Consider the following 12,824-nt stretch of genomic DNA (forward strand, 5'->3'; position numbering starts at 1 on the left):
CCCGCGCTTAGATTTTTTGCGACTTAGTGAAAAGCTGGAATAGAGCGGGAGGGGCGACGGAGGAGGATACCCACCCCTCCCGCAAACCGATGGTTCAGGCTGCGATGCCCATCACGCCTGGAACCTTCGGCATTAACAGTTTGGCTTCGGATGCGGCGATAACCTGATCGACAGTCACGCCGGGAGCAATTTCGAGAAGCACAAGCCCCTCATCTGTCGGCTGAATCACGGCCAGTTCCGTGACGACCAGATCGACGCGGCGAACCGAAGTCAGAGGCAGGGTGCACTTCTTGATGATCTTCGGAGCGCCCTTGGCCGTGTGGGTCATGGCGGCGATGACGCGCTTGGCCCCTGACGCCAGATCCATCGCACCACCCATGCCCGGCACCATCTTGCCCGGCACCATCCAGTTGGCGAGCTGGCCTTGTTCGTCGACCTGCAGGCCGCCAAGAACGGTCACATCGAGATGACCGCCGCGGATCAGGGCAAAGGACATGGCACTGTCGAAGGCGCAGGCTCCTGGCAGGGCACCGATGGGCGAGCCGCCGGCATCGGTCAGATTAACGCCGGCCAATGCCGGGTCGGGCAGGGAAGACATGCCGATAATGCCGTTCTCCGACTGAAACGAGATACCCGCATCGGAGGGAAGATAGCTGGCGACCATGGTGGGAAGCCCGATGCCGAGATTGACCAGATCGCCGCGCTTCAGTTCCAGCGCGACACGCCGGGCGATGATTTCCTTGTCGTTCATGCTTCTGCTCCCTTCACGACGATCAAGTCCACGAGCACATGCGGGGTTACGACGGAATCCGGTTCGATGCAGCCGATCGGTACGATCTCGTCGGGTTCAGCAATGACAAGTTCCGCAGCAAGCGCCATCAACGGATTGAAATTGCGCGATGTCAGCGAGTAGCGCAGGTTACCGGAATAATCGGCACTGCGGGCCGCAATCAGGGCGACATCGGCCTTGATCGCTTCTTCGATCAGATAGGTGACACCGTTGAGCTCGACGGTCGTTTTGCCGTCAGCAGCCGTGGTGCCGACACCGGTGGGCGTCAGCACGCCGCCGAGGCCTGACCCGCCGGCGCGTACCCGCTCAGCCAACGTCCCCTGAGGAACGAGATCGACTTCGAGCTCACCGGCGATCATTAGCTTCTGCGTTTGTGGGTTGGTGCCGATATGGCTGGCAATCACCTTCTTCACCAGACCGGCATCGATCAGCTTGCCGATCCCGACACCGGGACGGGCTGTGTCATTGGCGATCACGGTCAGGTTCTTCTTGCCCTGACGGACCAATTCATCAATCAGGAGAGGCGGTGTTCCGGCTCCCATGAACCCGCCGATCATCAGGACGGCGCCATCCGGGATCTGCTCAACGGCCGCCGCGACGGTACTTACTTTTGACATGGAAATATCCTTTTGGGGAAAGCGGGGCAGCTTGCGGTGAAGCGAGCTGCCCGCGCCGTCGGCGCCTTAATTCTTGGCTGGAATGTCCATCGCAAGAAGCGCGGAGGCCAGGCACTTGCCGTGTGCATCGAGCGCTAGCGAGCGTGTCACGCCGCCGCCGAGTGCATCCTGCATGACGAAGTTGAGCGCGCCCAAGGTCGGGATTTCGTAACGGACGACCTCGCCGTTGACGATGCCCTTAAAATGCGCCTTGACCCGTTCAGGCGTGACGTATTCGCGGACGCGCTCGTAGTCCTTCTGGTCATAGACGATGACGGATATGTTGGAGATGTTGCCCTTGTCGCCGGTGCGGGAATGGGCGATGTCGAAGAGTTTCATGGCCTTAAGCCTCCAGATATTCGATGACGGGAATGACCTTGTCGCGCGGGAAGAGCGCGGACAGCATTGCCACCACCTGCTTGGCCGATTTCGTGGCGCCACCACCGCTGGCAGGGCCATTGGTGTAAAGCGTCTCGACTTCGTTGCCGATGCGCACGGCTTCCTTCATGCTGTCGCAACGTCCGGTGACGCGAACACGGACTTCGGTCGGTTCAGGAGCCGGTGCGAGAACCTCGGCGTGAATCGAGTTCACACCGATCAGGTCGAAGCGAAGCTCGCTGGCCTTGACGCCGGTGATCTTGAGCCTTTCCCTGACGATATCGAGTGCCAGCTGGGCGCGTGCAAGCGCACCGGGACCGGCATAGGAAATCTGACCTTCGCCCATGTAGCCGTCGGCATAACCGACCGAGACCTTGAAGGTTTTAGTACGAGCGCGGCCGGTGACGCCGGTAACACGGATGCGGTTGGGAGCGATTTCGGTGAAGGTGATCTGCGAGAAATCAGCTGTCACATCCGGCGTCAGATAGGTCTTCGGATCATGAACCTCATAAAGGATCTGTTCCTTGCAGGTGTGCTCGGTGACCTTGCCACCTGAACCCTCGACCTTGGTGATGACGATTGCACCATCTTCGGAGACTTCTGCAATCGGGAAACCGAGGCGGGCGAGATCGGCGACATCCTTCTTGCCGGGTTCGGCGTAATAACCACCGGTGACCTGACCGCCGCATTCCAGGAGGTGGCCGACAGCCGTGCCCTTGCCGATCTTGTCCCAGTCATCCTGCGACCAGCCGAATTCGTGGATCTGCGGAGCGAGGAACATGGACGGGTCGGCAACGCGGCCGGTGATGATGACATCGGCACCATTGGCGAGAGCCTCGACCATCGGAGCAGCGCCGACGTAGGCGTTGGCGGAGATAAGTACGTCGGCCATGTTGGAGGCCGGAGCCCCGGTTTCAAGGATTTTCGTGTCGCTTACCTTCAGAGCTTCGACGACATCATCGCCGGAGATTGCTGCAATCTTGAGTTTGCCGAGACCCAGGCGGGTGGCAATCTCGCGAACCTTGGCCGCGCCGGCCTGAGGGTTTGCGGCGCCCATGTTGGTGATGATCTTGATGCCGTTCTTCTTGCAGATTGGCAAAACAGATTCGAAACGCTCGACCAGCAGAGGATCGTATCCTTTGGTCGGATCGTTCAGCTTGGCATTCTGGGCGATCGCGATGGTGCGCTCTGCCAGGCATTCGAAAACGAGGTAGTTGATATTGCCTTTTTCGGCGAGTTCTACCGCCGGCTCGATGCGATCGCCGGAATATCCGGCTCCAGATCCGATGCGAATAGTGCGCATAATTATAACTCCTTATTTCAAAAAAGGTGGGTGTGGCTCATCCGAACGGGGATGGGATGACACCCAGGATCACTGCGGTAATGGTCATCACGACCGTGGCAGCGAAGAGGAATGGGATTGCCAGTTTCTGATGCTCGCCGAGGCTGACACCGGTCAGGCCCATGATCAGGAAGGTGGCAGGCGTCAGCGGGCTGACAGGGAAGCCGGTGGTCATCTGGCCAAGGATCGATGCCTGGGCGACATGGATCGGGTCACCACCGAAGCTGTGATAGACATTTGCCAGAACCGGCATGACACCGAAATAGTAGGAGTCGGGGTCGAACAGCAGGCTGAGCGGCATAGACAGAATGCCAGTGATGAAGGGAATGGCCTGTGCGTGGTCTGCCGGGACGTAGGTTGCGCCGGCTGCGGCCATGGCCTTGATCATGCCTGTTCCACCCATGATGCCGGTGAAGGCGCCAGCAGCAAAGAGGATGGAAGCCATCATCAGCGCAGCCTTGGCATGGGCATCGACGCGGTTCTTCTGGTCCTTGACGTTCGGATAGTTGATCATCAGGGCAAGCACGGTGCCGATCATGAACATCGGAGCGGCATCGACATAACCCGAGATCATCGTGCCGAGGATAGCAAGCGCCAGCAGAATGTTGACCCAGAAAAGGTGAGGGCGACGGATTTCCTTTTCGGCGTCGGTCAGTTCACGCTTGTAGGCGATTTCCGAAGTAGCCCCATTGCCTGCTGCGGCAACTGTAGCGCTTGCCCCAAGTCCGAGGCGGCGTTCTTCGCGCTTGCCCATGTACCATGCGACCGAAAAGGTGAAGATGAGACCGACGATCTGCACGACAAAGAGCGGGGTGAAGATCGAGGATACAGGAACGTTCAACGCAGCCGAGGCGCGCAGGACCGGTCCGGTCCAGGGTAGGAAGTTGACGCCAGCGGCCAGAGCAACGACAAGCGCAAGAATGCGACGCTGCATACCCAGGCGGTCATACAGAGGCAGCATGGCCGGAATGGTAATCAGGAAGGTGACTGCGCCGGAGCCATCCAGATGGATGATCAGGGCGAGCAGTGCGGAGCCGACGACGATGCGGGTCGGCTTCAGCCCAACGGCCTTCAGAATACGGTCGATTATCGGGTCCATCATGCCGGCGTCGGTCAAGACGCCGAAGAAGACGATCGCGAAGACAAACATCGCGGCCGTCGGCGCGATGTTCTTGACGCCGCTGACGATGAATGTAGCGGTTTCGGCACCGAATCCACCAATCAGCGATGCAATGATCGGGATCACGATAAGGGCAACCAGTGGCGACAGCTTGTTTGTCAATATCACTGTCAACAATACAATGATTGTCACTAATCCAAGAATAGCTAGCATATGTGCTCTCTCCCAAGTAGCGCTCCGTTCGTGGAGCGTTTACTTTTAAATTTTGATGTAATTCCTCGGAGGAGTTCCTTTTGTTGCTGATAAGCGCACTTGACAGAATACAATTTCGTTGCGAAATCGCCTGAAATATCTGATCTGAATTTGCTTTTCACTTCTAAGGAAGCGCCTGAAGATTTTGTGGCAGAGATGTGACATTTAAAAAATTGAATTTATCGGATCACTGTAATTATCAAACGTAATGACTGAGGGACGGTTTCGAAAATCTCATATTATCAATTGGTTGCCCGCGTCATTGAGGTGCGTGCCGATATCGCTCTGAAAAAATGTTGACGTTTTGTCGCATGGTTTCGCCCGCGCGGGTGCGTCGTTGATATGACGATGCGTGGCTGGAGCGTGATTGTTAAACAACTATAAGGTTGTGATTGTCGCAGGGATGTGTCGGATCATTGCGGCATAGGGCATGAAAGGATTGCTCTTTCGTAGCTTCTCCGGCGCCATGAGTTGCGTGCAACGGTCATCGACACGTTGCCACATATATTGCTTACTCGAATATGAGCTGGTTTCGCCGTAGCAGGACCCGGAGAGGCCGTGCATCGCGCGATCGAAATAATTGGATAAGGTCTGAATCCAGGATTTTCCGCTAGGTTTTCAGGCGTGCAGAGACATCAAGGGCGACGAAAACCTCGTAGAGGGCAATCAACCTTTTGAGGCGGATAAGACCCCATTCCCGAAATGTCGAATGCTTCACTACCCCTCGTGAGATCGGAAATGCGGAGGAAGGTAGACCAACCGCATGTGAAAAACGACGGACGGCTTACCAGTTAATTTTCGAGCCTTAGCGGCACCGTACAAAGCCCCGGATGGGCCGTCTTCGCCGCGTTCTGTTTGTCGGATACTTGAGGGTGTAGAAATTGGCCAGATAGCTCAATTGAGTCAAAAAGGCATGGCCTTTTTCTACAGATAGCGGGTTGGCATTCATTCCGAGATCAGACACTGACGCCTGTGTGTGCAGGCCAGCTGCCTGTGGCGCCAATGGCGTCATCAGGCAGCTGATTTCAGACCAAAGCTTATTTGAGCGAAACAACGCCGGCTGCCACATCCGGCAAGGCCGGAATGATGCCGCTCTTTGCGTACCATTCGGCCACGGAAGTGATCTGCTTCACATTGGCTTCAGAGACACCGGTGGTCGGAACGGCATTGTTCTCACCGATCTTGGCGCCGAGATCGGCAGGGACGTTCATTTCTTTAGCCCAGATGGCGCCGGCTTCCGACTTGTTGGCAACAGCCCAGGCATTTTCCGACTTGATGACGTCGAAAACGAGCTGCAGCTGATCGGCCTTGTCCTTGGCGAAATCGCGGCTTGCGACCAGAACCACGGCATTGTCGGACTTGATGGCGGCGCCATCGGCCACGACCTTGCCATCATATGCCTTTTCCGCGATGGTCAGGAAGGGGTCCCAGGTCGCCCATGCATCGACATGGCCCTGGGTAAAACTCGGGCCGCTGTCGCTTGGGCTGAGATAAACGCGCTCGACGCTTTTCGGATCAACGCCGTTGGTTTCCAGTCCCTGCATCAGCAGATATTCACCGGTGCCGCCGCGATTGACCGCGACCTTCTTGCCGGCCAGGTCCTTGATCGAGGTGATCCCGGAATCCTTCTTGACGACGATGCCTTCGGAACCCGGTGCCATCTTCTGGTAGGCGAAGACGACGAGCGGGATTTTTGCCGAAAGTGCTGCGATCGCCGATGTCGAGCTGCCGGCGGTGATGTCTATGCTGCCGGCATTGAGTGCCTCGAACGCGGGTGCGGCGGCCGGGAAGGGGCCGGCCCACTCAACCTTGATGCCCTTTTCAGACAGCGCCTTTTCCAGCGTGCCGCGCGATTTTGCGAGCGTGATGTCATTGGGGCCACGCAGCCAACCTATCCGCACGATGTCGTCGGCGGCCTGAACGGAGGGTGCAAAGGTGGCGGCCGCCGTGAGGAAGGCCGCGGCTGCAAGAAGTTTGCGCTTGGTGATCATCGGTTTGTCCAATCTGCCATTCTGGCGTGGGGTTCAGGCAAGTGAGTGTTCAAGCATGGAGGGGTTCGACGCCGAGTTCCTTCAGAAGCTCTGCTTCAATGCGGCTGGTTCTAGGATCGTCGCGGCGGCGCGGGTGATCGATGTCGACGCGAATTTCTTTGATGAAACGACCCTGATCTAGCACCAGGATACGGTCGGCAAGTGCAACCGCCTCCCAGACGTCATGGGTGACGAGCAGCACGGCGGGGTGATGTTTGCGCCAGAGTTCGAACACCAGATCATGCATGCGCAGCCGGGTGAGGGCATCGAGTGCGGCAAAGGGTTCGTCCAGCAGCAGTAGTTTCGGCTCACGCACCAGTGCCCGTGCAAGCGCCGAGCGTTGCGCCTCGCCGCCCGAAAGCGTCAGCGGCCAGGCATCCACCCGGTGCGACAGGCCGACATCGGCGAGTGCTTGTGTTGCCAGCGTCCGCGCATCGGCGCGGCGGACGCCAAGCGCGACGTTTTCGATGACACTTTTCCATGGCAGAAGACGCGGCTCCTGAAAAACCACCGAACGGCGGACGGGAAGTTCCAGCTTCTGCGCCGGTGCGGTGTCGAGGCCGGCGAGAACACGCAGCAGTGTTGATTTTCCGGAGCCGCTGCGGCCAAGCAGGGCGACGAATTCGCCGGGCGCCATTGTCAGGTCGATGCTGTCGAGAACGGCAGGGCCGCCGAACGAGCGGTGCAGTTTGCGGATATCGACGAGAGTGCTCATGCGATCACCTCCGGGCGCCAGCGCAGCGCATAGGCTTCGATCATGCGCACCAGACCATCGGTCAGCAGGCCCATGATGGCGTAGACGAGAAGGCAGACGACGATGACATCGGTCTGCAGGAAATCGCGGGCATAGGTGATGATGTAGCCAATGCCGCTGGAGGCGTTGATCTGTTCGCCGACGACGAGGCTCAGCCATGCGACACTGAGGCCATAGCGCACGCCGACGAGAAGCGAGGGAAGCGCGCCGGGAATGACGATATGGCGGATGATGCCGAATGTACCCAGTTCCAGCGTCTGCCCGGCCTCGATCAGCTTCTTGTCGATGCCGCGAATGCCGCCATGCAGGGTAAGGTAGATCGGAAAGACGGCGCCGAAGGCGACAAGCCCGATCTTTGGCGCTTCGCCGATGCCGAACCACAGGATGAACAGCGGCAGAAGACCAAGGAACGGCATGGCCTTGAGCATCTGGATCGGCGGATCGATGATCGTTTCACCCAGCCGCGACAGGCCCGAGACCAAGGCCAGAAGGATGCCGAGCACAAGTGCGATCGAAAAACCGGCCAATACCCGCAGGAAAGACACGACAAGGCCGGTGATCAACTCGCCGGATGCGACAAGGCGTCCAGCCGTGGCGATGATTTCGCTTGGTCCTGCAAGGATGCGCGGCGACAGCAGGCCCGTCATGCTGGCGAGTTGCCAGACAAGGATGATGGCAAGCGGAGAGGCCAGCCGCATGGCCGTATTGGCCAGTTTGCGGCCGCCGCGTCGGCCCGGTGCCTGGCCGGTTGCCGGGGCCGCCGTGCTGGTATCAGCCATTGGCGGGTTTCCCGGACAGATCGCGATCGAACAGGGTCGACCAGGTGAACTGCTTGCGTTCCGGCAGCAGCCGTTCGACCGGCAGTTTTGGCAGCACGAGTTCGCCGAAACGATAGGCTTCCTCCAGAAGCGGCATGCCGGAGAGGATGAACGTGTCGACGCCGACCTTCCGGTAAGCCTCAAGCGTGCGGATCACGGTATCGGGTGAACCGACAATGGCGGTGCCGGGACCGGGGCGAACGAGGCCGATGCCGGCCCACAGGTTGGGGGCGATTTCGAGATCGCGAAGATTGGTCGGCTTGATGCCGCCATGCATGGCGCTCATCCGCTGCTGGCCAATCGAATCCGTGTTGGAAACGAAACGCTGGTTGCCGGCAATCGCCGTATCGTCCATCTGATCGTAGAGATCGGCAGCGGCTTCCCAGGCCTTGGCGTCAGTCTGGCGGACGATGACGTAAAGGCGGATGCCATAGGTCAGTTCGCGGCCATGTTCCGCAGCGCGGGCTTTTACCTTCTTGACCTTCTCGCCCATCTGCTCCGGCGTTTCGCCCCAGGAGAGATAGGTTTCGACATGCTTGGCGGCCACTTCGATGGCGCTGTCCGATGAGCCGCCGAACCACAGCGGCGGCGGCTGAATGTCGGTGCCGGCCGGAAGCGCCAGCTTTGCGCCTTCGGTCTGGAAATATATGCCCTTGTGGGTAACGCTTTCGCCCGCCATCAGCCGGTGCCAGATGGTCAGGTATTCATCGGCCATGACGTAGCGCTCGTCATGAGGGAGCATCATGCCATAGGCGCCGAGCATTTTTGCATCGCCAGAGACGACGTTGAGCATCAGGCGGCCATTGGAAAATTCCTGAAACGTCGCCGCCATCTTGGCGAGCAACGTCGGTGCGATCAGGCCGGGATGGAAGGCGATGAGGAATTTCATGCGTTCCGTGTAGGGCAGCAGCGCGCCTGCGAGGGGCCAGACATCATGGGCGCCGGTGGCGAAAAGGGCGCCGGTATAACCGAGATGGTCATAGGCCTGGGCGAGCTGCTTGTAATAACCGTAATCGATCGTGCGTGAGCCTTCCGGCTTCCACGGATAGGCACCATCGGGCGCGCACATGTACCAGAGAACGTTCATGGTCAGATCTCCTTGCCGTTGTTCGTGTCGGCAGTATTCGTCTCGATGGTGAGTTTGGCGGCGAGGTCGCCATGGGCAAACAGCGTGTCGGCTTCTGCCTGCTGTTCGCGCAACAGCCGCGTATCGGCGGTAATCACCTCCCAGTTTCGCTCGGAGACGATCCGCGTCCAGGCGCGGCGCTCTGCCTCGTTGCCATCGGCAGACAGCAATGCCGAAGCCTTTTCGGGGTCGGCCGAGATCTGCTGGCCGAGGTGTTGCAGTTCGCCTGCGAAGGCGTTGAGCATTTCGGCCGACAGGCCACGATCCTTGATCGTCCAGAAGGTCGAGCGATTGGGAATGAGGTCGCCGCAATGGGCCAGAACACGGAACTCCCCGCTGACGAGAGATTGTTCGAGATGCGGTGCCATGGCGATCCAGGCGGCAACCGTTCCGTCTTGCAAAGCCTCGCGGGAAGGCACGGGCGCAATGTCCCGGCGCTCTACATCATTCAGCGTGAGCCCTGCCTCTTCAAGGCGCTTGGCAAGGAGATAGGTCAGGAAAGAACCGTCCACCAGGGCGATCGGCTTGCCCTTCAGATCGGCGATGGTTTCAATGCTGGAGGTTTTGGCAACAAAAATGGCACCGTTTGTCGGGCGTGGTGCCGATGCGCCGGCATAAACGACCGACAGGCCGGAAGCCGCCGCCAGAATGGGCGGTGTGGAGCCTGTGCCGCCGATGTCTAATTCACCAGCCTGCAGGCGTTTGGCTGTCTCGCGGCCTTCGACATAGCTTACGAATTCCGGCTTGAAGGATGCGAAGGCGCCGGGCCATAAAGATGCCAGCCGAAGGTGCAGATTGTTTGGGTGGTGGCCGATCCTCAAAACCAAAATGTTCACCTCATTGATTGTTGTTATATAAAGTTATATAATGAAGGTGGCAGTCTCGGCCAGGAATGCGACGCTGAAATTGCGCGGTAGAGAAGAAAAATATTCCGGCGTTGGAGGACGCAGAATGACCCAGGACCAAAACGGCACGGATGACCATCATCGCAAGCCGCATGTGCCGAAGATCAGATGCCAGGCAATCGGCGAGGCGTCGGATTTCATGAAATCGATGTCGAACCCGGTTCGCCTGTCGATCCTGTGTGTGCTGATGGAGGGCGCGCGCACGGTGGGGGAGCTGGAAAAGATACTCGACGTGCACCAGCCGACGCTGTCGCAGCAGATCGGTGAACTGCGCGAGGCGGGCATCATCGCCGGCGAACGTGCCGCCAAAGCGGTCGTCTATCGGTTGGCCGATCCCCGCGCGGGCCAGATTATCGGCCATTTGCGTCTTCTGTTTGCCAACCCGCAGGCTTCGGCGATCTGGCGCGGCGCGCAATTCGGCGAAACGCTGCCGGGCGAGATGGGCTGATCCTGCAGCGAATGGCGGGCATCATGCGCGCCACCATTGATGGAAATGGTGGACCGGGCCGTGCCCGCCGCCGATGGTCAGCGTTTTACCGGCAATCAAGGCCTGCTGAAGATAGGCTTTGGCGTTGCGCACCGCTTCCTCAAGCGGCGTGCCAGTGGCGAGCCCTGCGGTTATAGCGGCCGCCAGCGTACAGCCGGTGCCATGATCATTGTTTGTATCGACGCGGGGTGCCGAAAACTCCGTCACTCCCATATGATCGACAAGAAGGTCGATACTGTCTTTGCCGCCGCTATGGCCGCCCTTGATCAACACGGCAGCAGCGCCGGCGGTCAGGATGATTTCCGCCTGGCGAAGCACCTGCGCCCGCGTTTCGGCGATTGGCGTGGCCGTCAGCAGAGCGGCTTCCGGCAGGTTGGGGGTGACGATCGTCGCCTTCGGCACCAGGGCCGTTAGCAGGGCTCCGATCGCATCCTCGCGCAGCAGCCGGTCGCCGGATGTCGCGACCATCACCGGATCGAGAACGATCGGGCCTTGATAACCTTCCAGTTCCTGCGCAATCGCGAGGATCGTTTCGCTGCGTGACACCATGCCGATCTTGATGGCATGCACATCGATATCGGCAAGCACCGCTCGGATCTGCGCCCGGATCGTCTGCGGCGAAATATCCTCCACCGCGGTTACCCCAAGCGTGTTTTGCGCGGTCACGGCGGTGATCACGCTGGTGGCATACACTCCGAGCGCCGAAAACGTCTTGATATCGGCCTGGATGCCGGCACCGCCGCCGCTGTCGGACCCGGCAATCGTCATGGCGGTGGCTGTCATCGCTGCGCTCCCTTCAGGGCATCATCGACGGCGTGCCGAAAATCGCGGCAGGCAGTGGCAATGTCGGATGCGCGAAAGATCGCCGAGATGACGGCGACACCATCGGCACCGGCCACGATCACATCCGGCACCTGCGGCAGGCCGATACCGGCAATCGCGCCGACCGGCAGGCCGGGATCGAGCGCGCGCAATTGTGCCCGTAACCGGCGAAAGCCATCCAGCCCCACCGGCGGATCGGGATTGTGCTTCGACAACGTCTCGAACACGCCGCCGATGCAGGCATAGCTTGCCACTGCCCGTCCGGCTCGTTCGGCATCGGCGGGTGTCTTGACGGTGAGGCCGATGATGGCTGTCGGGCCAAGCAGCCGGCGCGCGGTTGCGGCATCCATGTCGTCCGCCCCCAGATGCACACCGTTTGCGCCGGCCGCCAATGCCACATCGACGCGGTCGTTCACCACCAGCGGCACGCCGGTTCCCTCCAGCGCTTCGAGAATAGCCCGAGCGCGCTCGATCATGGCGCCGGTGGAGCCGGTCTTGTCGCGGTACTGGATCAGCGTCGCGCCGTTTTTCGCGGCCAAGGCGGCGAGTTCCGCAAGGTCGCCGATATCGGCAAGGCCGGCATCAAGGATCGGGTTCAGTCGGTAATCAATGGTCATGGTCGATCCTTGCAGCCTTGCGCAGTGCTTCCGGGGTGAGGGCCGAGAGCGTGTCCAGAAAGGCGACGCCGAAACTGCCGGGGCCGCGTGCGAATTCGGCGGCCTGTTCGGCCGCCACGCCGGTTGCAGCCAGCGCCGCCGTGGCGGCGGCAAGCGCATCCGGCTCCACGGTCAGGAATGCGGCGATCACCCCGCCGGACAGGCAGCCCGTGCCGGTAACTTCCGCCATCCAGCGATGGCCGTTGCGCACGGTGACGCTGCGCGTGCCATCGGTCAGCTGGTCTGCCGCGCCGGTCTCGATGCCCAGAATGTCGCCGGTCTTCCCGATCAGCGCCATCTCCGCCTTGTTGCCGCGAACCACGCTCGGCCGGCGGGCAATCAGCGTTCTGGCAAAGGCCAGTCGTGACGGTGAATAGTCGCAATGCACCGGATCGAGGATCCAGGGTTTTCCGGCATCATTGGCGATCTCGACCGCTCGTTCGATGACGTTGCGGCGTTCGGCATCCAATGTGCCCAAGTTGACGGTCAGCACATCCGCCTTGGATACGAAATCGGCGATCTCGTCCGGGGAGGAGGTCATCGACGGGATGGCGCCGATGACTGTAATGCCGTCGGCGGTGAATTTCTGCACCACCGTGTTCATCAGGCAATGGACGCGTGGACGCCGCACGCGCACGCGCTCCAGTAGCTCCGCCGCCTTCTCGGCTGTGGGATATGTCTGCGTCAT

The 12,824-nt window shown here is 60.0% G+C and carries 14 protein-coding genes; 1 reads left to right on the plus strand and 13 read right to left on the minus strand.

What is annotated here, in order from left to right; genetic code table 11:
* Positions 1 to 94: 94 nt before the first annotated feature.
* From FHP24_RS21055 to FHP24_RS21100, 10 genes are all read right to left on the minus strand, one after another.
* Positions 95 to 751, minus strand: a complete 657-nt coding sequence (locus FHP24_RS21055; protein ID WP_139678194.1) for a 3-oxoacid CoA-transferase subunit B — start codon at positions 749 to 751, stop codon at positions 95 to 97.
* On the minus strand, positions 748 to 1,407 hold the full coding sequence (locus tag FHP24_RS21060; RefSeq protein WP_139678195.1) for a CoA transferase subunit A: 660 nt from the start codon (positions 1,405 to 1,407) through the stop codon (positions 748 to 750). Before FHP24_RS21060 ends, FHP24_RS21055 begins: the two co-directional genes overlap by 4 nt.
* Positions 1,408 to 1,473: 66 nt before the next feature.
* Complete coding sequence (locus tag FHP24_RS21065; RefSeq protein WP_139678196.1) at positions 1,474 to 1,785, minus strand: AtuA-related protein; 312 nt, start codon at positions 1,783 to 1,785, stop codon at positions 1,474 to 1,476.
* Positions 1,786 to 1,789: 4 nt separating this feature from the next.
* Positions 1,790 to 3,127 carry an acyclic terpene utilization AtuA family protein gene (locus FHP24_RS21070; protein ID WP_139678197.1) on the minus strand — a complete coding sequence of 446 codons (1,338 nt, stop codon included), beginning with the start codon at positions 3,125 to 3,127 and terminating at the stop codon, positions 1,790 to 1,792.
* Positions 3,128 to 3,164: 37 nt separating this feature from the next.
* Positions 3,165 to 4,499, minus strand: coding sequence for a CitMHS family transporter (locus tag FHP24_RS21075; protein ID WP_139678198.1), 1,335 nt, complete (start codon positions 4,497 to 4,499; stop codon positions 3,165 to 3,167).
* 1,076 nt (positions 4,500 to 5,575) lie between these two features.
* Positions 5,576 to 6,529, minus strand: coding sequence for an aliphatic sulfonate ABC transporter substrate-binding protein (locus tag FHP24_RS21080; RefSeq protein WP_139678199.1), 954 nt, complete (start codon positions 6,527 to 6,529; stop codon positions 5,576 to 5,578).
* A 49-nt stretch (positions 6,530 to 6,578) separates the two neighbouring features.
* Positions 6,579 to 7,283 (minus strand): ABC transporter ATP-binding protein, encoded by a 705-nt coding sequence (locus tag FHP24_RS21085; protein WP_139678200.1) that lies wholly within the window; start codon positions 7,281 to 7,283, stop codon positions 6,579 to 6,581.
* Positions 7,280 to 8,101 carry an ABC transporter permease subunit gene (locus FHP24_RS21090; protein ID WP_139678201.1) on the minus strand — a complete coding sequence of 274 codons (822 nt, stop codon included), beginning with the start codon at positions 8,099 to 8,101 and terminating at the stop codon, positions 7,280 to 7,282. The genes FHP24_RS21085 and FHP24_RS21090 overlap by 4 nt, the downstream gene beginning before the upstream one ends.
* Positions 8,094 to 9,227 carry an LLM class flavin-dependent oxidoreductase gene (locus FHP24_RS21095; protein ID WP_139678202.1) on the minus strand — a complete coding sequence of 378 codons (1,134 nt, stop codon included), beginning with the start codon at positions 9,225 to 9,227 and terminating at the stop codon, positions 8,094 to 8,096. Before FHP24_RS21095 ends, FHP24_RS21090 begins: the two co-directional genes overlap by 8 nt.
* A 2-nt stretch (positions 9,228 to 9,229) precedes the next feature.
* Complete coding sequence (locus FHP24_RS21100; RefSeq protein ID WP_342782350.1) at positions 9,230 to 10,093, minus strand: ABC transporter substrate-binding protein; 864 nt, start codon at positions 10,091 to 10,093, stop codon at positions 9,230 to 9,232.
* Positions 10,094 to 10,217: 124 nt separating this feature from the next.
* Here FHP24_RS21100 and FHP24_RS21105 point away from each other — a divergent pair, with 124 nt between their 5' ends.
* A complete protein-coding gene (locus FHP24_RS21105) occupies positions 10,218 to 10,619 on the plus strand; it encodes an ArsR/SmtB family transcription factor (RefSeq protein WP_246091886.1) in 402 nt (133 codons plus the stop codon).
* 21 nt (positions 10,620 to 10,640) lie between these two features.
* On the opposite strand, the gene thiD is transcribed toward FHP24_RS21105, so the two are convergent.
* Genes thiD through FHP24_RS21120 form a run of 3 tightly spaced genes read right to left on the minus strand, consistent with a single transcriptional unit; the run spans position 10,641 to position 12,824 of the window.
* On the minus strand, positions 10,641 to 11,441 hold the full coding sequence (thiD, locus tag FHP24_RS21110; protein WP_139678204.1) for a bifunctional hydroxymethylpyrimidine kinase/phosphomethylpyrimidine kinase: 801 nt from the start codon (positions 11,439 to 11,441) through the stop codon (positions 10,641 to 10,643).
* Entirely contained in the window at positions 11,438 to 12,097 is a 660-nt protein-coding gene (gene thiE / locus FHP24_RS21115) for a thiamine phosphate synthase (protein WP_139678205.1), read from the minus strand. Before thiE ends, thiD begins: the two co-directional genes overlap by 4 nt.
* Positions 12,087 to 12,824 (minus strand): hydroxyethylthiazole kinase, encoded by a 738-nt coding sequence (locus FHP24_RS21120; RefSeq protein WP_139678206.1) that lies wholly within the window; start codon positions 12,822 to 12,824, stop codon positions 12,087 to 12,089. The genes thiE and FHP24_RS21120 overlap by 11 nt, the downstream gene beginning before the upstream one ends.

Origin of the sequence: Aliirhizobium smilacinae, from assembly GCF_006335145.1 — a bacterium.
In the GTDB taxonomy this organism is placed as follows: Bacteria; Pseudomonadota; Alphaproteobacteria; order Rhizobiales; family Rhizobiaceae; genus Neorhizobium; species Neorhizobium smilacinae.

Coding starts and splice junctions, on each gene's coding strand:
- FHP24_RS21055 (WP_139678194.1), bottom strand. CDS start 751: ATGAACGACAAGGAAATCATCGCCCGGCGTGTCGCGCTGGAACTGAAG.
- FHP24_RS21060 (WP_139678195.1), bottom strand. CDS start 1,407: ATGTCAAAAGTAAGTACCGTCGCGGCGGCCGTTGAGCAGATCCCGGAT.
- FHP24_RS21065 (WP_139678196.1), bottom strand. CDS start 1,785: ATGAAACTCTTCGACATCGCCCATTCCCGCACCGGCGACAAGGGCAAC.
- FHP24_RS21070 (WP_139678197.1), bottom strand. CDS start 3,127: ATGCGCACTATTCGCATCGGATCTGGAGCCGGATATTCCGGCGATCGC.
- FHP24_RS21075 (WP_139678198.1), bottom strand. CDS start 4,499: ATGCTAGCTATTCTTGGATTAGTGACAATCATTGTATTGTTGACAGTG.
- FHP24_RS21080 (WP_139678199.1), bottom strand. CDS start 6,529: ATGATCACCAAGCGCAAACTTCTTGCAGCCGCGGCCTTCCTCACGGCG.
- FHP24_RS21085 (WP_139678200.1), bottom strand. CDS start 7,283: ATGAGCACTCTCGTCGATATCCGCAAACTGCACCGCTCGTTCGGCGGC.
- FHP24_RS21090 (WP_139678201.1), bottom strand. CDS start 8,101: ATGGCTGATACCAGCACGGCGGCCCCGGCAACCGGCCAGGCACCGGGC.
- FHP24_RS21095 (WP_139678202.1), bottom strand. CDS start 9,227: ATGAACGTTCTCTGGTACATGTGCGCGCCCGATGGTGCCTATCCGTGG.
- FHP24_RS21105 (WP_246091886.1), top strand. CDS start 10,218: ATGACCCAGGACCAAAACGGCACGGATGACCATCATCGCAAGCCGCAT.
- thiD (WP_139678204.1), bottom strand. CDS start 11,441: ATGACAGCCACCGCCATGACGATTGCCGGGTCCGACAGCGGCGGCGGT.
- thiE (WP_139678205.1), bottom strand. CDS start 12,097: ATGACCATTGATTACCGACTGAACCCGATCCTTGATGCCGGCCTTGCC.
- FHP24_RS21120 (WP_139678206.1), bottom strand. CDS start 12,824: ATGACGCAGACATATCCCACAGCCGAGAAGGCGGCGGAGCTACTGGAG.